Annotated in this window: 20 protein-coding genes and 3 pseudogenes; 3 read left to right on the forward strand and 20 right to left on the reverse strand. The window is 65.0% G+C overall.

From position 1 onward, the window contains the following. Positions 1-130 precede the first annotated feature (130 nt). A protein-coding gene (locus tag IE109_RS25475) for an IS5 family transposase (RefSeq protein WP_373297777.1) occupies positions 131-933 on the forward strand; the annotation gives its coding sequence in 2 pieces (ribosomal slippage) (positions 131-482 and positions 482-933; 804 coding nt in all). 6 nt (positions 934-939) lie between these two features. Here the strand turns inward: IE109_RS25475 and IE109_RS25480 are convergent. The 13 genes and pseudogenes from IE109_RS25480 to IE109_RS25535 form a co-directional block, all read right to left on the reverse strand. After that, positions 940-1,452, reverse strand: a complete 513-nt coding sequence (locus tag IE109_RS25480; protein WP_268251486.1) for a DUF2625 family protein — start codon at positions 1,450-1,452, stop codon at positions 940-942. A 35-nt stretch (positions 1,453-1,487) separates the two neighbouring features. After that, positions 1,488-1,658 (reverse strand): annotated as a pseudogene (locus IE109_RS33765) (DUF2625 family protein); the annotation flags it as partial. 584 nt (positions 1,659-2,242) lie between these two features. Further along, on the reverse strand, positions 2,243-3,025 hold the full coding sequence (locus IE109_RS25485) for an aspartyl/asparaginyl beta-hydroxylase domain-containing protein (protein ID WP_189553677.1): 783 nt from the start codon (positions 3,023-3,025) through the stop codon (positions 2,243-2,245). 57 nt (positions 3,026-3,082) lie between these two features. Then, positions 3,083-3,799: a 2OG-Fe(II) oxygenase gene (locus tag IE109_RS25490; protein WP_189553678.1), complete on the reverse strand. Its 717-nt coding sequence runs from the start codon at positions 3,797-3,799 to the stop codon at positions 3,083-3,085. Positions 3,800-3,816: 17 nt separating this feature from the next. Next, complete coding sequence (locus IE109_RS25495; RefSeq protein WP_189553679.1) at positions 3,817-4,137, reverse strand: phosphopantetheine-binding protein; 321 nt, start codon at positions 4,135-4,137, stop codon at positions 3,817-3,819. After that, a complete protein-coding gene (locus tag IE109_RS25500; RefSeq protein ID WP_189553680.1) occupies positions 4,130-5,422 on the reverse strand; it encodes an AMP-binding protein in 1,293 nt (430 codons plus the stop codon). The genes IE109_RS25495 and IE109_RS25500 overlap by 8 nt, the downstream gene beginning before the upstream one ends. Positions 5,423-5,445: 23 nt before the next feature. After that, complete coding sequence (locus IE109_RS25505; protein WP_189553681.1) at positions 5,446-6,708, reverse strand: MFS transporter; 1,263 nt, start codon at positions 6,706-6,708, stop codon at positions 5,446-5,448. A gap of 11 nt (positions 6,709-6,719) precedes the next feature. Beyond that, positions 6,720-7,751, reverse strand: a complete 1,032-nt coding sequence (locus IE109_RS25510; RefSeq protein ID WP_189553682.1) for a biotin synthase BioB — start codon at positions 7,749-7,751, stop codon at positions 6,720-6,722. Further along, on the reverse strand, positions 7,735-9,003 hold the full coding sequence (locus IE109_RS25515; protein ID WP_189553683.1) for an alpha/beta hydrolase: 1,269 nt from the start codon (positions 9,001-9,003) through the stop codon (positions 7,735-7,737). Before IE109_RS25515 ends, IE109_RS25510 begins: the two co-directional genes overlap by 17 nt. After that, positions 8,990-9,814 (reverse strand): GNAT family N-acetyltransferase, encoded by an 825-nt coding sequence (locus tag IE109_RS25520; protein ID WP_373297774.1) that lies wholly within the window; start codon positions 9,812-9,814, stop codon positions 8,990-8,992. The genes IE109_RS25515 and IE109_RS25520 overlap by 14 nt, the downstream gene beginning before the upstream one ends. Positions 9,815-9,839: 25 nt before the next feature. After that, entirely contained in the window at positions 9,840-11,216 is a 1,377-nt protein-coding gene (locus IE109_RS25525; RefSeq protein WP_189553685.1) for a B12-binding domain-containing radical SAM protein, read from the reverse strand. A 161-nt stretch (positions 11,217-11,377) separates the two neighbouring features. Continuing rightward, a complete protein-coding gene (locus IE109_RS25530) occupies positions 11,378-11,668 on the reverse strand; it encodes a hypothetical protein (protein WP_189553686.1) in 291 nt (96 codons plus the stop codon). A gap of 770 nt (positions 11,669-12,438) precedes the next feature. Beyond that, positions 12,439-13,022, reverse strand: a pseudogene (locus IE109_RS25535) (IS110 family transposase). Positions 13,023-13,416: 394 nt separating this feature from the next. Here IE109_RS25535 and IE109_RS25540 point away from each other — a divergent pair. Continuing rightward, entirely contained in the window at positions 13,417-14,415 is a 999-nt protein-coding gene (locus IE109_RS25540; protein WP_229891540.1) for an SPDY domain-containing protein, read from the forward strand. 234 nt (positions 14,416-14,649) lie between these two features. Beyond that, positions 14,650-15,489, forward strand: coding sequence for a hypothetical protein (locus tag IE109_RS25545; RefSeq protein ID WP_189553687.1), 840 nt, complete (start codon positions 14,650-14,652; stop codon positions 15,487-15,489). Here the strand turns inward: IE109_RS25545 and IE109_RS33910 are convergent. From IE109_RS33910 to IE109_RS25575, 7 genes and pseudogenes are all read right to left on the reverse strand, one after another. Beyond that, positions 15,477-15,827: a hypothetical protein gene (locus IE109_RS33910; RefSeq protein ID WP_308431395.1), complete on the reverse strand. Its 351-nt coding sequence runs from the start codon at positions 15,825-15,827 to the stop codon at positions 15,477-15,479. The two genes, IE109_RS25545 and IE109_RS33910, sit on opposite strands and share 13 nt — an antisense overlap. Positions 15,828-15,914: 87 nt before the next feature. Continuing rightward, a pseudogene (locus tag IE109_RS33915) lies at positions 15,915-16,283 on the reverse strand (aldo/keto reductase); the annotation flags it as partial. Then, a complete protein-coding gene (locus IE109_RS25555; RefSeq protein WP_189553689.1) occupies positions 16,193-17,404 on the reverse strand; it encodes a JmjC domain-containing protein in 1,212 nt (403 codons plus the stop codon). The gene IE109_RS25555 and the pseudogene IE109_RS33915, both read right to left, overlap by 91 nt. 9 nt (positions 17,405-17,413) lie before the next feature. Continuing rightward, positions 17,414-17,590, reverse strand: a complete 177-nt coding sequence (locus IE109_RS25560) for a hypothetical protein (protein ID WP_189553690.1) — start codon at positions 17,588-17,590, stop codon at positions 17,414-17,416. A gap of 434 nt (positions 17,591-18,024) precedes the next feature. Then, positions 18,025-18,909: a DUF5655 domain-containing protein gene (locus tag IE109_RS25565; RefSeq protein ID WP_189553691.1), complete on the reverse strand. Its 885-nt coding sequence runs from the start codon at positions 18,907-18,909 to the stop codon at positions 18,025-18,027. Between the two features lie 80 nt (positions 18,910-18,989). Then, positions 18,990-20,153 carry a helix-turn-helix domain-containing protein gene (locus IE109_RS33920; protein WP_189553692.1) on the reverse strand — a complete coding sequence of 388 codons (1,164 nt, stop codon included), beginning with the start codon at positions 20,151-20,153 and terminating at the stop codon, positions 18,990-18,992. Between the two features lie 6 nt (positions 20,154-20,159). Beyond that, on the reverse strand, positions 20,160-20,966 hold the full coding sequence (locus tag IE109_RS25575; protein WP_189553693.1) for a hypothetical protein: 807 nt from the start codon (positions 20,964-20,966) through the stop codon (positions 20,160-20,162). Between the last annotated feature and the right edge of the window lie 41 nt (positions 20,967-21,007).

The following is a 21,007-nucleotide window of genomic DNA, read 5'->3' on the forward strand; positions in this document are numbered from 1 at the left end:
AACAGCTCCCACAACTCATCCGGCACCAGCCGCTCAACGATCCCCGCCACAGCCCACAGCCTACCGAGCCAATTGAGATGACGTCTTAGAGGTCGTCTCAACTGGCTTGATCACTAGGCTGGCTGTTGTGATGACGTGGGTGGAGCGTCTGGTTCCGGACGGGTTGTGGGAGTTGTTTCAGCGGGTAGTCCCGGCTGCTCCGGTGCGTCCGCAGGGCGGTGGCCGCCGGCGGCACGGGGATCGCGAGGTGCTGGCGGCGATCATGTTCGTGGCCACGACGGGCTGTACCTGGCGGCAGCTGCCGCCGGTCTTCGGTCCGTCTGGACAGACCGCGCACCGTCGGTTCACCGAGTGGAGCCGAGCCAGGGTTTGGGGCAAGCTCCACCGCGTTGTCTTGGATGAACTCGGTGCACGCGGGGATCTGGACTGGTCGAGGTGCGCGGTCGACTCGGTGAACATGCGAGCCCTCAAAGGGGGGACCTGACAGGTCCGAATCCCGTAGATCGCGGCAAGAAGGGCTCAAAGATCCACTTGATCACCGAGCGATCCGGTCTGCCCCTCTCGATCGGGATCTCCGGCGCGAATACTCACGACAGCCAGGGCCTCGAACCCCTCGTCCGCGGCATCCCACCCATCCGCTCCCGCCGCGGACCACGTCGACGACGGCCTGGCAAACTCCATGGCGACAAGGGGTACGACTACGACCACCTGCGAAGGTGGCTGCGTTCCCGCAACATCACCCCGCGCATCGCCCGGAAGGGCATCGAATCCTCTCAGCGCCTGGGCCGCCACCGTTGGACAGTGGAACGAACCGTGGCCTGGCTCGCTGGATGCCGCCGCCTGCACCGCCGCTACGAGCGCACGGCCGAACACTTCCTCGCGTTCGCCGGCATCGCCGCCACCCTCATCTGCTACCGGCGACTGGACGGGTGAGCCGGTTCATCCGACTCCGAGGAAGCCCGGGTCGGCGCCATCGAACTGAAGGCACGAGTCGCGGCTCACGCCAAGGAGTTCCGCCATCGGCACCGCGCGACGGCTTGTCGCCGACAGATCCTGGCGGGCTTCAGCCGACCACAACGGCGGGAAGAACGACAGTCCCTGCCGACCGTCCAGCACTGAGACCTCACTGCGCCAGCCGTCCCACCGCAGGCCTTCATAGAACTCCTGGAGCCCTCCGGAGAAGATCCAAGACAGCCACGCCGAGTGGCCAGCGCCCAAGGCCTCCCAGCCGAGCGCATCAGGGGCGAAGTAGAGGATCTCGCCTGGCTCGCCGGGCCGACCGGCCTCACGGGGGTTACCCCCGTTGAGGGCAAAGACCCCGCCCAGCACGTCGTACGCAACCACGAGACCAGCACCAGGCCGCCATGAGGGATCGAATGTCGAAGGCATCGCGTTGACCTCGGCCAGGCCAGACAGTCCGGCGTCACTCGGCTTCCAAAGATCCGAAGCCATCCACCGTCCACGAGCAGACCGCCACAGTTCAGTACGATGCCGCCCAAATTCGACCGGGCGGAGACCTGTAGTTGCAGCAGGGAGGCTCGGCCTGCCACGGGATCGCCTGGCAGCACTTCAACTGGTACGTCGGTGCCGGACAGCTCCTGAAGAAGGAGCGGCCATGCAGGGTCGTCGACGTTGATCAGTTCATTGTGGTCGCGCATCTCCGCATCGTCGCACCAGTGCCCAGAGGCGCAGTCCGCCGGGTCACTCGGACTTCGATCCACCAATCGAGACGACCTCTAACCGGACGTCCGCCGTGCGTGGGCGTCCGCGGTGGTGCCGGGCACCAGTCGCGGCAGCGATCCCAGCCAGGTGTCGGGGTCCACGGTATTTGCGCTCTCGCCGAGAACCAGCAGTTTCGGCGGGAGGTCGCCACACTCGGGCACACGCCGGAATTAGTGTGCCGTCCACGATCTACAATCGATTCGCGGCATCCACGGATGCCTGCCACACAACCGAGCGCGAGCAACGCTCCCAGTCGTTGGATTGCCCCGGCACAAAGTGGAAGAGGAGAACCGAACTGCCAGCCGAGCTGGCGCATGACCAAGATCGTGCGGTGGTACACCGCGACCATCAGCATCTGCTCAGCCGGTGGCAGACATCATGGCCGCCCGCCGGTGCCTTGCTCTTCTGTGCCCGCACCACCTTCGCAAGGCGTGCAAAGTTGCACTCCGTTGGGGCCGGGATTATAGCTGCTGTGACGGTTCTCTGAGCCCGGGCGTCCGTCGCTGACCGGGGCCAGATGTCATCGAGACACAAACTCTTTGGACCAGAAGCTCCGATAAATCAGCTTTCGTGAGACCTCCATTAGGTGCGAGATGGCTCGCATTTCGATCTCGGTAAGGTCTGGGTGCCAAATGTCGAACAACAGAACTGCGCGACCTTCGCAGCTGTCGTTCCACACCTCGTGCTCGTAGGAGTCATCGAAGACGAACGCCTTGCCCCGGTGCCATTCCCTAGTCTCGTCACTGACTCGAATGCGGGCACCCTTAGGCGTCACCAGGCCGAGGTGGCATCGCAAGTGCGCGTTCGTGAAACCCGTGTGTGCTGCGATGTGCGTGCCCGGGTCCAGGACCGAGAAATACGTCATGCCGCAGCCCAGCGCCCCGGGAATGGGGGCGAGTACCTCCACAGTCTTCGGGCAGGCTTCGAGATTTCTGGGGTAGGACTTGGCTGTGTGGTAGAGGTAGTGCGCCGACCACCGGCCCTCGTCCGCGAGTTCAGTCGGATTGGAGACGATCCGCTTGCCGACTAGGCCGCCGAGGCTTTCGAACTCCGCTGCGATTTCCTCCGTGGCCGCTTCTACGTCGGCGATCCAAGGGAAGCGCTCGTTGTCCCACCAGGCGATCTCGGACAGGCCCGGAACGAAGATGTTCGGCTCTTGGCCGCCGCTGGTGTGCTCCAGCACCTTGCCGTGGAGGACGATGTTCAGGCCGTTCAGTACCCGTTCCAGCGAGGAACGGTCGACCTCTTGCTCGTCGATCCACCGCTCCAGATAGGCCGGGCTCTCGGCAAGCCACGGTTGCATTTATGCCTCCACAATCGTTGATCAGCGGATCGTTGCTACGGGTGCCGGTGGTGGTGATCAGTTCGTGGTGAGCATTGCGCTAAGGCTTTCCAGCGCGCTCGCCCGAGTCCGTTCACGCGTCGAGCTCTTCGAGACGAAGCCTGTGAGGCTACGGCGCAATACGTCCCCGGCGGTGTGGTCCACCCGTCCAATGGTGTGGACGGTGTCCGCCTTCACCATGACCAGCCGGTTCGGCTTCGGCATGATGGCAACCGGACTCGTCTTGGTGCGTTCGATTCGTGCCTCCATCCGCAGCACCAGGTCGCTCTCGGCCGTCTCATCCGCGGCGACCGGCTGCGGATCCTCGTCGATCAGCTTCAACTCGCCTCCCCAGCTCGGCCGCCACCGGTCGTGGAGGAAAAGGATGAACTCGCCCTGCCGGCCCAGCCCTGCATCGTTGTGCCACCCCAGGCGACTGCCAGCCGGGTACTTCCAGAACGCCAACGTGATCTTGTCCCAGTCCGTGCCCGACTCGCCATAAAAGTCACTGTAAGAACGGGCTGTGCGGGCCAGTTGCTCGTAGACGTGCGCCTGTACGCCGACATCCGTGGCTCCGAGGTCCGGTCCGAAGCGCACGCCTCTTGAGCGGAAGGCCGGGCCGTCCTCGGTCGAAATGACGCTCTCCCGCAAGGTGAACGCCGTACGCTCCATGAGGTCCTGGGCTGCAGCGAAGTGCTGTGCACTCAGGAAGTCGTCGATGATGACGAAGCGCCGTCCCCGCTGTGTTTCCTTCACGTCTCCCACCTCCGTGATCAATGGGTCCGATGAGGAGCCCTGGCCTGCGCCGCCTGGGCGGTTAGTGCCGCTTTGGCCCAACCCTCCACACAACGGTCCTCCGGACTGATCAGCACGTGATCGGGGATCTCCGCGCCGATCGTTTCCTCAAGTTGTGTCGCGAGACCGATCCAGTCCAGCGAGCTCAGGCCGAACAATGAGAGGTCCCGGGTCCGCAGCCCAGCATCTTCGACCAGTTCCTCAGGCTTCGGGGCAGCGATCCCGCGATGGCCCATGGCACGCACTATCAGTCGGGCGACCAGCAGTTCGCACGTGTGGAGCTGTGCTGCACTACTCACACCTGCTCACCTTCCGTACTGTTTCGATCAGGGCGCCTCGGTCTCGTTTGCCTACCGTGGTCCTGGGCAGCCGATCGCATACAACGATCCGTGGAATCGGTGTCTGCGCTGGCGCCGCTGCCAGGGCAGCAAGCAGGTCTTCCTCCGAGGCTGTTCCTTCGACCACCGAGTAGAGGTCCTCGGTCTCGGGGCTGTCGCTGCGCGAGAGAACCAGCAGGAACACATCCGTCACCCCCGGCACGGAGCGCAGGACCTGCTCGGTGATGTCGGCCCGGATGAATCTCCCGTTGAGGCGGAGCGGCCCGCGGACTCGTTCCTCGAAGTTTATGCACCCGTCGGTGCCGTGCCGAACGACGTCTCCCGTGCGCCATTCCCGCAGCGGCTCCTGATCGTCGCCGAGATATCCCTCGATTGGCGCGGCCAGCCGCAGCACAAGCTCTCCCCGTTCGCCCGGCAACGGCTCGACGATGTCAACCCCTGGGACCGGCATGCCCATCCCCCGGTCTCCGAAGAGGGTGCCGCCGGTCTCCGTGGAGCCATACCCACGCAGCAGCGGCACTCCGAACCGCTTTTGAAAAGCCCCGTCAAGTTCGTCAGAGACTGGGCCTGCACCGGCCATCGCGGCACGGGGTACGGATTCGCCCTGGCGCTGCGTCTTGACCAGCAACCTGGCCACGGGCGGGGTCAGGGCAAGGACCGACACGGCGCCCGAGTCAGCCTTGCGGGCCAGCGTGCCTGCTCGGACGAAGGGTGTCACGTCGATGTCACATCCGCTGAGGAGCGCACCGACCGCAATCCCCCAGCCGAAGGAGTGCATGAGTGGGACAGGAACCGCCACACAGTCTCCGGGTGCCAGACTCAGCCCCGCTCGGTAGCCCTCCGCGTCCATCAGCACGCTCTTCAATCCGCGGCGGGCAACCTTCGGACGGTCGGTACTGCCCGAACTCATGTGGATCACCGCGGTGGAGTCCAGGGGATCGGCTCGGTGGCCTGGAGCAGCCGGGAGCACGGACAGGTCCTTGGTCACGCGACAGGCGCTGAGGAGGGCTTGGGTGGCCTGCTCGCCGGGAGGGGGCTCAGGGGCCGGCATGGGCACCGCGTTCAACTGCCAGACCGCCAAAGCTGCGACCACCAGGTCACGACCTTGCAGTCCGCTCAGCACCACAATGTCACCGAAGCGCACCCCGGCCCGGTCCAGGCAGTCGCAAAGGTTGTCGAAGGAGGATCCGGCACCGTTGATGCGCTCACCGTTGACCTGGACGTTGGACGCCAGGATGCGCGTCACCAGGTCCTGCCGACTCCGCAGGGTCACCGAACTGCCTCCGGTTCCTGGGCCTCCACCGGACGGGAGGTGGTAGCCATGACCCTGTCGATGGTGAGGATGGGCAAGACCGTTGCCACGCTGCCAACCACGCCGATCCACAGCGTGGGGACGACACCGATCGCCGAGCCGAGCCAGCCCGCCACCAGCGACGCCAGCGGCATGCTGCCCCAGATGACGAAGCGAAGGGAAGCGTTCATCCGGCCGAGGAGATTCTTGGGGCAGAGCGTCTGCCGGAGACTGACCTGAGTCACGTTGAAGAGCAACGCACCCATCACCAGGCCGAATTCACCGATCAGCAGGACTGCTCCTGCAAGGATCTTGCTGTGGGTGGCGACAGCGCCCGCCAGGGGGTTGGCAACGCCGAAAAGCGCAGCCATCAGCAGGCCGCAGGACATCACGGTGCCAGCGCTGAAGCGCTGCCGTGCCTTGGGGGCGAGCAGTGCCCCCACCACGCCGCCGGCTGCCCCGCAGGTCATGATGAGCCCGAGCATGAAGGAGTCAAAGCCGATGGTGCGCATGACCAAGACGGGCACCAATGTGGAGACCACGGTGGCGAAGAAGTTGGACACCCCAACGGAGGCCGCCAGCCGCCGGATGACCGGTTGATCCCGCACGAAGCGTAGGCCCTCCCCTATGTCCGCCAACAAATGGCCCTTGGCCCGTGCCGCCGATGCGGGCTTCTGCTCATCGTCCTTGGTCATGCTGAGACACAGGAAGCTGGCGAGGTACATGATGGCGTCCACGAGCATCACGACCGGGGCGCTGACGACCCGCATGAGCAGTCCGGCCAGTGCCGGCCCGCCGAGAGTAGACACCTGCGCTGTGGCCTCTAAACGGCCATTGGCAGCCGCGATGTCGTCCTCGGGCACCAGGACGGGCACGTACGACTGGTAGGCGACGTCGAAGAAGACAGTCACCACGCCCACAACGACAGCAACGGCGTAGAGCACCTCGATCCGCAAGTCCCCCGTAAGCCAGAGAACCGGGATCACGCAGATGGTGACGCAACGGGTAAGAGCCGCCCACATCATCGTCTTGCGCTTGAGCATCCGGTCCACCCAGGCGCCAGCAGGAAGGCCGATGACCAGGTAGCAGACGGTGGACGCTGCGGCGAGCACACCGACCTGCCGAGTGGTCGCATCGAGGAGTTCGACGGCGGTCACGGACAGGCCGAGAGTGCCGATGCGTGTCCCAAACTGGGAGAGTGTCTGGCCGAACCAGAAGCGTTTGAAGTTGGTCGACGTCACGGAGTGTGTACTCACGATATGTCCCTTCGACCTGCACTCCCCCCGACCCGAACGCCATCTCGCGCGTCAGGTCCCAGGAACACCGAGCCCCGGATGCGCAGGCCCGATGCTTGGGCCAAGTCCTCGGCATACCGCTTCTTCACAACGAAGCGATCCTTTCCGTAAATCAGGTAACGCTGCCGGTCGATGTCACCGGTGAAGTTCACTGTCATGACGTTGGCGCCGGCGGCCAGCCCACGGGATTGCCCGCCGGTCGACGTCTTCTCCAGGGCGCTCACGGACGGGATGAGCATCTGTGGCCGGTGCAACCGGAGGACTGCGATCGTGTTGAGCGCGAGCTCGTTCGATCCAGCGGGTTCAAGCTGCAGAGGTGTGTTCGGCGCGGGCACGAAGGGAGCGACGCTGCACATGTGGACACCCAGCGCTTCCGCCAACTCAATGTCGTCGACGATGCTGTCCAGGGTCTGACCCGGCAGGCTGGAGATCAGACCAGTGCCCACCCGGTAGCCAAGGTCAAGCAGATCCCGCATGCAGCGCAGGCGTTCGTCCAGCGACTCGTGGCGTACGGCCTCGTGCAGGCGGGGGTCGCTCGTCTCATGTTTGAGGATGTAGCTCATGGCCCCCAGGTTCCTCAGTCGCTCGTACTGGCTCCGCCGCATATTGCCAAGGTTGAGAAGAATTTCGACACGGCCATCGAACAGCTCGCGTATGCGCGGGATGGCGTCCTCGATCGTGGCGAGATTTCGTGGTGTCTCGCCACCTTGGAGGAGAATGATGTCGATTCCAGCGTTCCGGATCTCGCGCGCCCGCTCAAGGATGTCGTCGCTGCTCATGAAGTAGCGGTCGTTCTCGCGCATGTTGTCACGGCGCATGGGGCAGTAGTCGCAGTTCACGCGGCACACATTGGTAACTTCGATGACACCGCGCAAAATCACGGTCGATCCGAAGTGCTCTTCCCGCAGCCGCCGCGCCTCGGCGAATAGCTCTTCCTGGGCAGGGCCCCTGGCCGTGAGATACGACCGTATTTCAGATCGAGTCAGCAACGCGACACCTCGTTCGATTGGTCCGTTCAGTCGGCTCGTCGCCGTGGGCCTCAGGTACGTCGAAGCGAACGACCTGTTCAGCGACCAGTCCCGGATCCGCAGTCTCGCGGAAGGTGTGGTGGACGGTCGCCAGGTCCGGTGTAAAACGCACCGATGCAGTAACGCCATTGACCGTTACCCTGACCGTGTCACCCGGGGAGAGTCCATCTCCGCGTAGATACAGCGCGACTCGGCGGGCGCCGCTCGCTTTGATGTCGATCCGGTTCAAGGCGGTCCATCGTGCATGGACGTTCGCGGTCTGCTGGGGTGTGACGCCCTCGAGACCCACCCAGTGAGCGCGGCCATGTGCGTCCTCACTGGCTCGGTGGCGGATCTCGGCCAGCTTATTGGGACGGCTCGCCGGGCCGAGCCAGCGCTCGAGTTGGTGGAACAGCGGGCTGCCAACCGCCAGTCCGAGTGTATCCAAGCCGTGAGCGCCCGCCGGGACCTCCACGTATTCCAGATTCGGGTGGGCGAGACCCCGCAGGGTGCGGACGGACTCGCGGTCGAACTTCGCTGGAATACGCTCGTCTTTGGCACCATGCACCACGAAGAGAGGAAGCGAAAGCGTGTTGGGCAGCAGGAACCTGGCCCGCGCGTCGGTTCCGAACGACTCCCAGATAGATAGAGCTCCGTTGAGCGGGACGGCCGCGGCGAAAGAGTGCCAAAAACGCATGCTCAAGTTCCAGGTCGCCAACCCACCCATGGAAATGCCGGTTAGAACGCAGCGGTTGGGGTCTGCACCCAGCTCGACCAAGGCCCACCGCAGGGCAGCGAGCGGGAAGTCCCGGCCGTCCAGGTCCCAACGAGGCATGCGGAAACGACTACCGAAGATGCCGGCGAGGTCGAGGTTGTGCGCCGCTTGCATGGGCTGCTGGGCAGTCGGTGCGACGACAGCCATCGACAGTCTGTCCCCAAGTGCGGTGAAGTAGGGCAGCACGTGCTCTCCACTGCCGCCGGCTCCATGGAGGACGATCAGGGCGCCGAGTCGTCGGCCGGGGCGGTAGGGCGGTACGTACACGGCCATGTCGGTGCGTCGGCCGAACTCATCGAAGAGCTCCACCGTTGTCGACCGAGCACTCCACTCGCTCTCATCGGCGCTGCCCAGCAGATTCCGCAACCGCGCCGCACCGATGTCGTGACGGCTGAGTTGAGCATGTGCCTTGTCCAGGTCGGGGTGCAGACACAGTGCACGTGCCTCATGCGGCATCATGCGCAGCTTCTCTCCTTTCCTGGCGATCCGTGGCATGGCGCCCGGTATCGAAGTCCAGACGTCCGAGCCGGACGGGTGTCCGGCTGAGGCGGCGCGCCTTGAGCGCAGCCAGGGTGAACGCGGCTGACAGGTCTGCCGCAGGTACTGGGAACTCCACGAAACTCGCACCCTGGGATCGCGCCAGCGGCCCTGCAGCCGCGATCACGAGGTGGAGGTCTGAGACAGAGTGCGAAGGGAAGCCGCTCAACACCAAGCGATGGCGGTCGAGGACCCAGCACACGGCCGTCAGCGAGTCACCGCTCAAAAGATCGCCCATCAATGGGGCAGATCGCACCGAGTCCGGTAGGTCCACCACTAGCCTGCCGGTGCTGTGGGCAGGAGCTGCGACGGCCAGGCCGTCTCCCGGCACCGGCACATCAAAGCGGTGGATCATCGGCCCGGTCGCTCGCAACCGCAGCATGTGTGCCAGCCCGGCCTCTGGCTTGTGCGGTTCGACCCAAGCGGCAAGGCCAGCGTACCCACGATTACGCGCGGCGTCGCGCAGCGCGAAGGCTAGCTCCAGAGCCGCTCCGCTGCCACGCAGAGGCTCGTCGACGAACACGCCCTTGAGTAGGAGGTGATTCCCCCATCTCATGCTGCGATGTACTGCGCCCAGACCACCAGCGGGGGAGTCTAGCCCCACCCAGAGGTAGTCATCCCCGGCCGCCAGCTCCCGCGTAAGAGCCACGGTGTCCAGTTCTTCGAGTTCGACGATCCGAAGGATCTCGTCAGTGTCCGACGTCGTGAGCCGACGCACTCGGCCGACCCTCATGAGCAATCACCTGCCTCGGTAACGGTCATGCGAGGGGCAATTGCCGGCTCAGCGCGAGGTAAGAGAACTCCGTGGGCGCCGGCTGATGCGAGTGCGCCGGGAGAGGGACTTTGGCCATGCGTTTGCTGGAGCTGCGGGCCGCCATGAGGTTGAAAAGCGCTTCGGGCGGCATGAAGCGGTTGTCTAGATCCTGAATGATCCACGAAAACGTTTCAGAATGGAACGGATAGAACGTCGGAGCAAGCAAGTCGCCGTCAGGAATGCCGAGCTGTCTGGCCATACCGGTCTGAGGCAGAACGCGGTAGCCGACGTGCATAACCAGTTCACCGTCTTCCAGCTTTGAGTTGACGTACTGGATGCTGTTTCGAACGCTCTCGCGGTCCTCTCCCGGACCGCCGAAGACGATGTTCACGCGAGCTGGAATGCCATGCCGCCGGCAGCGTTCGAGGCACCGATCCACATGCCGAGTGTCAAAAGTCTTCCCAAGGAGCTTCATGACATGGTCGTCGAGACTGTCCGGGGAGATGACGACGAACTCAACCTTACTTCCGGCGAGTAGTTCAGCGAATTCATCGTCGAACGGCTTGGGCGTGAAGTACGCTGACCAGGTCAGCCCTGGCAGGTTCAACTCCGTGAGAAGCCCGACAACTTCCTTGGCATAGCGGAGTTCACTGTTGAATATCCCGTCGGTGAAGAAGACGCGGCGGATACCCGAGGCGTGGATGGCGCGGAGCTCCTCAGCAATGAGCTCCAGCGGCTTCAAGTCGCCACCGTTGTCGCCATTGATATATGCGTAAGGGCAGTAGACACACCCCTGGTAACACGTTTTCCGACGCGTCTCTAGTCCGATCATGGCCCCTTCGAAATGTGAGTAAACCTCCATAAGGGACTTCGGATGCCTCAGCGCCTTCGTCATAAAACCGCCATAGCGACGCCCTGTGATGTTCTTGCCGAGCCTGCGGTACTGCTCCGGGGCGTCGAGAATGTCGAGCATGACCTGTTCGCCAGGGCCGATGACACCCACGTCGAACCCCAGCCGAGCCAGCAACTGATCGGCGAAGAGGCTGTATCCCGGACCTCCGCCAACCAGAAGGGGATGCCGGCCGTGACCGTCCAGGGCTGCGCGCACTCGACCGAGGAAGCGCTCGTAGTGCTCGACATGACTGTCGCAAGAGATCTCGATGGGGTCGATGTTGCGAATGGTGAACCCGATAGCATCCCAGGGTTCCGCAACCCAGGAGAGGTCGTCTACAGCTGACGGATCCTCGACGAAATCGATCAACCGAGTCTGATGACCTGCGGAGTCGAGGGCGTCTTGAACGCACCGCAGACCGATCGGGAAGATCGGCTCGTTGCCAGGCATGGGGAGGCTGGCCAAATTGACCAGTGCGACGCGGACCATCTCCGTCCTCTCAAAGGCTCTGCTCAATGACGGGCAGCGGCACAACGGGGGCAAGCCACAGCAGGCAGCCTGCCCCCATCCGTGGGCCGCTCACCCCGCACGCCAGGAACCTCGCAGACACGTCGGCACGACGTGTCGACTCCTGTGCGCCCTGATACGGATCAGCCGCAGGAGGGCGTCGTCATCATGTGCAGGAACTCGTCGTCGACGAGGTCGAACAGCTTCTCACAGAGCTCGTCGAAACGCTCCGGGCTGGTCGCCATCAGGACCTCGACGGCCTCCTTCTCCATCAGCATTCCCGAGCCTTCGAGAGCCTCACGCGGGTTGTTGGCCAGGTGCGCGGTGAAGTCCTCGTCGGAGCCGAGGCGCTCGATGAGGGATTCCATCGTGCGGGCTACCTTGTTGGCGGCAGCGATCTGTTCGGCGGAATACTCGAGTACCTGCTGTGACATTTTTCCTCCTTTTCCCCACACATGGGGGACAGGCAGAAATGACAGGAAGTGAGTCACGTGAGAGCTCTTTCCGGATGACCGAACGCCGTGTTTTGAAATCACGTCCGCTAATAACCAACCACCCGTGATTGAGGCTCTGCTTGCGACCTCCAGCGATCATTGCTGATCGAGCGACCGAAATCACCAGGTCGTCATGACCTTGACTTAAAATCCGCTATGAACGGCGAGGCTTGCACGGTCGGGCGGTGGACTCCTCGCAGGTCACGAGCCGCAGCCAGTAAAGGTAATCGATCGACAAAGAGTCGGTTGCTGACCCAAACCCGCTACCCATCCACTGGGGACCTGCGAGCCATTAGCCGCTTTGTGCGCCTCTTCCAATACGCACTAAATATCCCTTCTATCTACTTCAGCGGGATTATTAGAACCTGCCCGAAACTGGGCAACCTCGACCCTTTTTGATGACCCGCCGGCTTGAGCCGCAGTCGTTTACCTTCGGCGCCCGCCTGCGGTGCATCGGGCGGCCCGTCCGTCGCGTCGAGTAGGCGTCAGCTGGGGGTTGGCATAAGGGTGAGCCCACCCAGGGGCGGCGGTGGCCTCGCGGGTCCAGGGCCAGTGGCGGGCAAGGCAGAGGATTCATCGCCGATCGGTGGTGACGAGCTGAGCGACAGCGGTGAACAGGCGAACCGCAGGCGACGGAGATCCCAGAATGTGGGTCTGCCGTCCCCGACGCAACTGGGAGCCAGTCTGCCTCGATCGATTCTCAACGATTCTCATCGCATGGCCGGCGCGAGAGGGGTGAAGGCCCGGTTGTCGCGTAGGAGGGCCCACAGGACACTGGCGCGTCGGCGAGCGAGCGCGATAACGGCCTGCACGTGCTTCCAGCCCTCACCACGCTTCTTGAGGTAGGCGTCCCTGTTCGGACCTTCGCGGACGATACTGGTATGCGCGGACAGGTAGAGCACCCTGTGTAGGCGTCGGCGAGCATCAGCCGCGTACGACAACGGCGGCGGGCAGTTTCCGCGTTGAGGTAGGCGCCGCGCGCATCGGTCTTGGCTTCACCACGGTAGGCGCCAGCCATGCGGTTGACTGTACGACCGGGCACGTAGACAGCCTGCTGGCCGTGGGCGGCGAGCAGGGCCAGCAGCAGAGCAGGTGCCGTTCCGGAGATGGCCACCGCCCAGTGGACCTCATTCGCCACGTCGAGTATCTCGCCGAGCGCGGTCGTGATCGCCGTCTCATCGATGTCGATCTTTTTGGACCAGAGCGTCCCCCCGGTCTCGTCAACCAACACCGCCCAGCGATGGACCTTGCCCGCGTCGATCCCACCCCCGGCTTGGCAGTATCGCTTGCTCACCCGCCCTCCTCGTTCCACACAGTTGTGCCGTCGGCCCGAGGAACGCCCCGCTGTCCGCTCCGTAAATAGCGACCGCACAAGGCGCGCACATCTCAATCAGCAGCCAGGGCGCCCCGGAGAGCCGGACGGCCACTCCTCGCTAGCCACTACTGGCAGGCCCTACTCAGCCACATCCGGCCCTCCCGGGCCGTACAACAACTTATGGAGCCCTACTGGGCCGAAAAGGCGGCCCACCAACTGGCCGCTGATGGCGTCAGAGTTGAGATCACCCCACGGCTCCGGGAAGCCATGGCCGAAGAATGGACCTGGGCCAGATATCCGATGCCATGGTGCACCCGCAGCGAAATCCGCGAGGTCTCCGAGGCGGCCCAGAAAATCTATGACGACATCCGCCATGGCCAGCTCCTCATCCACGCCCACGCCGAGGACGGCCACACCACCGTCGCGGTCGGCACCTACCTCGGCAGCGGCAAGAGCGCCTATCTCCACGGCGAGAACCAATCTGCGGCAGGTCGCCGACACCTTCGACTCGCCCGCCCAGGCCCTGGTCGCCTTCGAGAGGGTCCACGGCGCCGCCATGCGGCCCGGCCCGGCACCGCTGACCGACACCGAACGCGCCGCCGCCCAAGCCCGAACGTCCCCACCCACCGCCGAACCTGAGCCTCCATACCCCCAGCCGGAAACGGTCCCCGCGTACGCGGCTGATGCCGGCGACCACGATGCTCTACTGGAGGCGTTCCTCGACGCCCACGGTGACTGGGAGAAGTGGCGGACCTGGTCGGACGAGACGACCCACGCGATCCACGAGTCTCAGACCCTGCGCATCGAGCGCGTCCACGAAGCCCACCCTCGCGAGACCGCCTGGACCATCGCCGCGTACGAGACGCCCGTCTCCGACCGCATGTGGGTCCTCACCGCGACCGGCGCCACTCCGGCCCCAGTGCTGCAGGAGCTGCTGGATCACCTCGCAGACGGCGACGGCTGGGACACGGCCGTCGGCGCCCCGGTGGACGAGAAGACCGTCGCCGCCACCACGCAGCCCCTGTCCGAGGCCGGGTGGAAGCACACGGTGGACGGGCGATGGATCGGGTGGACGTCCCCCGCGGGGGACGCAGGGGTCCGGTTCGACGCTTTCGCCGCCCAGCACCCGAGCCAGAACCTCGCCACCTGGACCGTCTGGGCCGGTCCAGATCCCGACCGACCCGCCTGGGCCCTCACCGCATCCCCGCACACCCCTAGTTCGCTACTGGCCGACCTCTCCGAGACCCTCGCCCACGGAACCGGCACTGGACGCACCAATACCGCAAGGCGCCCCCGCAGCGTCCGACTCCGACCCTCGCCGCCAGCTATCTCCCCGCCAGCGACCGGGCACACGATCAGCCGCGGTCTCTGAACCAGAGACGAGCGACTCATGTCGCTGATGCCGCCCGACGGCTGCCCTGTGCCCCGTGAGCCCGGCATCGCATCTGTCCCCGTTTGGGGCGCGTCCTCACCTAACGCAAGACCGGCCCTCACCCGCACCTCACCTAGAGGGGCAGCACGGGATCGATCTCCTCGTCAGCTGCACCTGTACGCCTCGCCCCGAATCGCCCTCGCGATGTGGCTGGGACTTGGTACGTTCGGACGCATGACACCGCGTTCAGTGGACCTGCGCAAGGAGCCCGTGGAAGCCGTGCTGGACCGTGTCGAACGGTCGCTTGGAGTGCGCCTTAGCCGGGAGGCTGTAGTGCGCAAGCGCCGGTCTCTGGGGGCGCGTACGGACCGCAATACGTGGGTGCGGATCGAGCGGCGCGGACTCGATCGGATCGGGGTCCAGGGAGGGGATGGCACCGCGTCCGCCGAGGCCCTTCGCGGGATCGCGAAACCGGCCTGGCTCACAGGCGTCGCGTGGCGGGACGACACGGAGCCGGTGATGTGGCGAGCGGACGAGACGGAGATGCTGCCGGCGGCGCCAGTGAGCAGCGCCGTAGTGGCGGAGGATCCACAGCTGCCCGAGGAGTGGTGGAATGCGCTGAACGCCTCGCTGGATGCCCTGGCCGCGCAGCACACAAACCGTATCGCGACACCGGATACCGAGACCCTCACTCAGGACCTGGTCAGGGGAACGATCCACAGCGTCTTCCCGGATGTCGATGCGGCCGTAGCCGAATGGCGGCCGGCCCATGCAGATTTCAACTGGGCGAATATCACGGCACCGGTGTTCTGTGTGTTCGACTGGGAGGACTGGGGCATGGCCCCTCGCGGCCTGGACGCGGCAAGTCTGTGGGGGGCCTCGCTCGCCGTCCCAGCTCTGGCAGACCGCGTCCGCAGCGAGCGGCGTGAGGACCTGGAGAGCCGGGACGGCATGCTGATGACCCTGTTCGTCGCCGCGAAGATCCTCGGCCCTTACGCCGATCCCGAGGACCCCCGCCTGGTCCCCGCGAGAAAGACGGCGGAGCAGCTGCTGCAGGAACTTCAGGCGCGCTGACGGGCTTTGAGGAGCTGCCTGTACTCCCGGACCACGTTCTCCTCGACCTCGTACGCCAGGGCCTCGGTCAGCTCCCGCAGATGGGCGACGTCGTCTGTGCCGACCGCGACCGCGTGGACCCGAGGGAGGCCGTACGAGGAACGGAAGGCAGCCTGGATCTTCGTGGCGGACGGGGAGCCTCGCAGGAAGATCCTCGGATCGAAGCGTTCCCACACCGCCTCGGCCGTACTTCCGCCGAAGGGGCTCATGCCCCACACCTGCGACGGGCACCACCGCATCGCCAGGGCCTCGGCCGCTTCGAGGACGTCGACCCCGACCAGCAACCCCGCTCGGACCATAAGGACATCAGGGCTTGGCACGTCGAAGTCCATGAGCGAGCGCGGATCCCAGGTCGAGACGCCCCAGGAACGGCAGAGCCCTCCCTGCGCTGCGTCGGCCAGGACCGTGCACGCCTGTTCCAGCGTCTCGGCGTCAGATGCCGAGTGCTCTGGATTGTGGAGAAATACCAGATCAGGCTCCCGCCCAAGATCCTTGATGGCTTGCTCGACGGCTACGCGGAGCCGCGCGGGAGCGAGGCTGTGCCCCTCGGGGAAATACCCGACCTTGGTGGAGACCGAGAATTTCGGCAGAAGATCGCCTGCCGTCGTCTTCAGGACCTCGTGGGAGCGATGACGCAGGTAGTTAGACGCGGTGTCGAGGCGTGTTACATCGAGGTCGGCGGCTGCTTCGAGTAGGTCACGGGCGTGACCAGACCGGTGTAGCCCGAGGACGATAGTTCCGTCAGCGGTTCGCACAGCCCCTCCGTGATCAGCAAGTCGGCCAACGTGGTGATGTCGTCGGGAGCGCCGTCGAGGTAGACCGGGTGACCCGACAGAAGCGCCCGCAGGCTTGGTTCTGCGCGCTCGTGGAAGGTCAGCCGCTTGCCGCCACCGCACACTTGGACGGTGTCACCGGAGCGGACGATGAAGGGCGCGAACTCGGTGACGGCCGCGACTCCGTCTGGTCGTCCGAAGGCGGCCACGTGCGGCATGTGGCGTGCGGGCGGGGTGCTGGACCGCAGTTCGTCCAGGTACCGCTCCGGGGTGTAGGTGGCGGCTAGGGCGCTGAGCTTGTCCGTCAGCGCCTGGTGTGCGGTGCCCTGGGCGCCCTCCAGGTCGTGACGGAACGCTTCGTCGGCGCGGGCGGCGTCAGAGAGGAAGTTGGCCCAGGTGACACCGGTCCGTTTGGTGAACCCGAACGTCACGTGCAGGGAGTGTCCACCACTCCCCGAGCCGAGGCGGGTCGCGGTGTGCCAGAAGCCTCGTGGGATGTGCATGACGTCCCCGGTCCGCATCGTGCCCTTCCACAGCACCTCCTCGGAGGGCGTGCGGTTGCGCTCCGCGTCGCGGTACATCGGCGCCGGCCGCGACGGGCCGCGCACTTCCCACGACTTCTCGCCCGAAAGCTGCACGGCGATGACCTCGTGGTCGTCCCAGTGCAGATGGAATCCGTCGGTGTCACCGACCGCGAGGTAGGCGTTGGCAGAGGTGAGTTCGCCGGACCACCAGCCCAGGGCCCGGCAGGCGACTTCCAGCGTTGGGTCGAAGAAGTCCACATGATCCAGGACCACGGTGCCGCCATCGTTGAGGATTCGCCCGAGGGCCGCCATGTCCGCCTGGCTCACGGCCTGCCTGCGCCGGTTGACGTTGGTGGACAGAAACGTGGACGGGTGCACTTCGTCGCCCTCGGCATAACAGCGCAGCTGCGGATTCGCCAGATGGCGGCGCTTGATCAGGTCCAGCAGTCTGAGCGGGGTCAACAGCCGTGCGGGCAGCTCCGGGTCCGTGAGACGGCCGCGCGCGAACGCGGTCCCCACGGAACCCGGCCCGTCCCAGCCGAGAGCCTTCTCGATGTGGCTGACGAGCCGGTGCTCCATGGGCTCCCCCTACTCCTTCGGGAGGTTCAGGTCGCGGTTGTCGCCGTCATCTCCAGCGCTGTTCTGCGAGCTGGTGATGTCGGACCGCTCGGACTCGCTGCGGTCATGCGCAGTCGCCAGCTCCTCCACCGCGATCAGAAGCGCGGGGCTGGTCCGCGCCACCTGTGTGGGTGCCCTGTCTGCCATCGAGCTCTCCTCTCAGTTCTCCAACCCAGCTCTGGGCGAACGTCTGAGTTAACCCGCGTCCACCGCATGGCAGTAGGGCGGGATTCGGACAGCGCTGCAGGACGCTGTTGCCCCTTCTCAGGGGAGGAAGCTAGGGCCTGATTCCGCCTGGACGACTGCCTGGTCTGGGCTGGGCCGAAGGAGTGTATTCATCGACCGGGAGTGTGAGCCAGGGCGAGAGTGACAACCACGGCGCTCACCATGGCGGCGAGAGGCAGGACATCGGAGCCCCGTCAGCGGGGCAACATAGCGCGGGATCGCCGGTTAGCCAACCCGGCGATCCGGCGGATGATTGATGGTCCACCGCCACTACCTGCCCGTACGTCGAGAGGCATCACCGAGACGACCATCGAATTGACGCGTGGAAACGCGATCGGCTAGGACCCGTGAGCGCTTCACGCCGCCGCGTAGCTCATGCGGAACAGGTCCTGAGCGCGCTCCACATCCCGGAGGGTGCGCAGCTGCACCTCCAGGTCGCCCGTGCCGTGGTGACCGAGACCCGTCACGTCCCGGGCGAACCCAGGGACGAGGTCGACCTGCTTCGGGTCAACCTTGAGATAGACGAGGAGCTTGGTCCTCTGAGGCGGGCACACGCAGGCGAAATTCCGCAGGCGCTGGTACGCCCGGTACATCTTGCGCTGGACATAGTTCACGCCGTCGCCCAGCCCCAGCAGCGACTCGTCGACCGCCTGCGCCAGCTCAACCAGGGCCGTGCCGTGGCCGCCGCCCCCAGGCCCGGTCCCCTGCCGGCGAACGCGCCGGGTGACTGGCGACCGGCCGCTGACTGAGGCCACAGTCTCAAGGCCGAGCAGGTCGTTGCCGAAGAGCCGGTAACGGACCAGATCGATGCTGCGCCGGTGCTCGCGCACGGCATGAACGTCGTAGCGGGTGAAGTCGCCAGCGACGCAGATCAGCCTCGGTCCGCTCCACAGCACCTGGGCCGCGGCCGTGGCCCCGAGCCGGTCGCGGGCCAGGCGCTCGAACTCTGCCCGGTGATCCATGAGCCAGCTGAGGTAGAACAGGCCCTGGTTGATAACACCCGAGTCAACGCCCCGCTTGTACTCAACGATGACGGGGGATCCGTTCTCGTCGAGACCGAGCGAGTCGATGCGACCGCCGTGGACCGGTCCCGTGCTGTACTCGCTTGCCAGAAAGCGAACCCCAAGCAGCGCTTCCATGTTTGCCTCGACAAGGCTCTGCACATCTGCTTCGAACTCGGCAAGACGCGGTGCGACCTCGGTCACACCGCCATTCGTGCTGTAGAGCTTCAGGTTCGACACCACCCCTCCCATACACCAGTACCGCCGGGATTCAACAGTGGTAGCCGTCGGATCTATTTCCGACGCTGGCCATTAGACGGTTAGCCCGGAAAGAGCTGAAGCACCTCGGGCCCGTCCGTCGCCACATCTCCCTCATCAACACTCAGAGCGAGGCGGGGACGAGTCATCGTGGCCGTCGCATAGACCTCGTTCGCGAGTTCAAAGGGAAGACCCGACCGAGCAACGAGCTCGTCGAACGACACCCCCGTCTCCTCGCAGAGGCGGACTGCCCGCTCCAGCAGGAGAGGGGCTTCCCGAGGACCCAGGTCGCACGGCTCCGGATCCCCGTTCTGGGAGAGCATCATCATCGCGCGCTTATACGTTGCATCGCGGAAGGCGCCGAGAGCGTGAGCGCGATAGACGATTGCCTTCAACGACGTTCCCCAACGCCGCTTCAGCGCGTATAGCACCTCCCAATCGAGCCGTTGCGGTAGCTCCGCAAGGATCTCCGCACTCGGCATCAAGAACTCCGCCGCAAAGTCATGCGCCTGGTTCTCGATGATCCGGCTACCGGGCTCTGCGTCAAGATGCATGACCAAGTGCCCCGCCTCGTGTGCGGCATCGAACCGAGAGCGAGCCCTGTCGTTCTTGGCAGGATTACGGAAGACCATGGGCCTGCTTCCGTACCAGTGAGAAAAGGCGTCCACTCGTTCGGACATTGCTGGAAGCTCCAGAACTACCGCGCCATGAGCCTCGAGAAGCCGCGTCATGTGGGGAATGGGTCCCGTAGGGACCCCTAGCGCATCACGAGCGTCCCGTGCCACGGCTGCGATGTCCGCCCGGCTGGGCTCGGACGGCAATGCCAGGCGAGGCAGCGCAACAGGAGGCAGCTCCACATAGTGCTCAATAGTGGTAACCAACCTCCATGCAATCTTGCCAAAAGCGACAGCCTGGTCCCGTTGCAGTTGAGTCGTTGCCCGAAGGCTCCGGAAGTGGGCAGCGCTGGGCACCGTCGGGTGCGGGTGGCCCGCTGCGAAGAATGTGGCCGGCACCCCCAATGCCATGGCCAGCTGCGCAACCACCGCAGCCGACGGACGGCTCTGGCCCAACTCGTACTGACTAACCGCCGCTGGCGTGAGCGCGACCTTTTTGGCGAGCTCGTTCTTGCGGAGTCCTCGAAGCTGGCGGGCCGTCGTCAGAGCTTCAGGTTCGAAGGAGCGGGAGGCGAGCTCAGCGCCTCTCGATCCTCGCAGCGGTGTCGGCATGATCTCTCAGTCTGTCTTCTCGCGCTTTTCACGCGGTTCTTCAGTACGCCGCCGCAGCGGCAGCTCGTGCTCGTCCAGGTCGCTATAGGCGGGCGCCTTCGAAGCCTCCTTGGCAGTACGGCTGTCGTCGATGCCCGGCTGCGGCAGCTTGCGGTCCACGCCCGTGCTGGCCTCTTGGGGCAACCCTTCCTGCTCGACCATGACGTCTTCGGCCGAGCGGGGAGCCGGAAGGCCGACCTGGAGATCATTGTGGATCTCGACCGTGCCATCAAGCCAAGGCGACCCACCCTCGCGGTTGTCCCGCGGGAGACCGACCTCGATGACACAGTTGCCCGTCTCGGGATCGCCCATGTGCATGACCCGCACGTGGCCCTGGCGAACGGCCTCAGCGAAGCTCTCGGACCAGTCGGGGTCTTGATCGAAGGTCAGCTGACCCTTCATCGCACTGTTCGCTACCGCACCCCTGAGACGCGCAACGCTACCGTCCCAGCTCAGTTGCTCCAGCTTGTCCCGCACCTTGCCAGGTGCAGTCAGCGGAAACTTGTAGATCCGCAGGACCCACGGCCCTGAGATGACCTCGATCGCTCCGCCGGCGACCTTGCGGACCGGAATACCTGCTTGGTTGAGCCTCTGGAAGGAGAGGTTGGCGATGTTCCGCCAGACCAGTTGGGCAAAGGTGCCGTTGTCATCCCCATGCGAGGGGTCATGACGGTCGGCGTTGGTCGCGTACACCTCGCACGCGACATCCCGGATGATCTCCAGCGCACCCGCCTGCCGGAGATCACTCAATGCCTGCTGCAGAGTGATTTCCACACGCCGACGATAGCAGAACCCGCCCATCTCTGCGCGAAAAT

Source organism: Streptomyces lavendofoliae, from assembly GCF_014649735.1.
GTDB lineage: Bacteria > Actinomycetota > Actinomycetes > Streptomycetales > Streptomycetaceae > Streptomyces > Streptomyces lavendofoliae.

Coding starts and splice junctions, on each gene's coding strand:
- IE109_RS25480 (WP_268251486.1), bottom strand. CDS start 1,452: ATGGCTTCGGATCTTTGGAAGCCGAGTGACGCCGGACTGTCTGGCCTG.
- IE109_RS25485 (WP_189553677.1), bottom strand. CDS start 3,025: ATGCAACCGTGGCTTGCCGAGAGCCCGGCCTATCTGGAGCGGTGGATC.
- IE109_RS25515 (WP_189553683.1), bottom strand. CDS start 9,003: ATGATGCCGCATGAGGCACGTGCACTGTGTCTGCACCCCGACCTGGAC.
- IE109_RS25520 (WP_373297774.1), bottom strand. CDS start 9,814: ATGAGGGTCGGCCGAGTGCGTCGGCTCACGACGTCGGACACTGACGAG.
- IE109_RS25525 (WP_189553685.1), bottom strand. CDS start 11,216: ATGGTCCGCGTCGCACTGGTCAATTTGGCCAGCCTCCCCATGCCTGGC.
- IE109_RS25530 (WP_189553686.1), bottom strand. CDS start 11,668: ATGTCACAGCAGGTACTCGAGTATTCCGCCGAACAGATCGCTGCCGCC.
- IE109_RS25540 (WP_229891540.1), top strand. CDS start 13,417: ATGGCCAGCTCCTCATCCACGCCCACGCCGAGGACGGCCACACCACCG.
- IE109_RS25545 (WP_189553687.1), top strand. CDS start 14,650: ATGACACCGCGTTCAGTGGACCTGCGCAAGGAGCCCGTGGAAGCCGTG.
- IE109_RS33910 (WP_308431395.1), bottom strand. CDS start 15,827: ATGGTCCGAGCGGGGTTGCTGGTCGGGGTCGACGTCCTCGAAGCGGCC.
- IE109_RS25555 (WP_189553689.1), bottom strand. CDS start 17,404: ATGGAGCACCGGCTCGTCAGCCACATCGAGAAGGCTCTCGGCTGGGAC.
- IE109_RS25560 (WP_189553690.1), bottom strand. CDS start 17,590: ATGGCAGACAGGGCACCCACACAGGTGGCGCGGACCAGCCCCGCGCTT.
- IE109_RS33920 (WP_189553692.1), bottom strand. CDS start 20,153: ATGCCGACACCGCTGCGAGGATCGAGAGGCGCTGAGCTCGCCTCCCGC.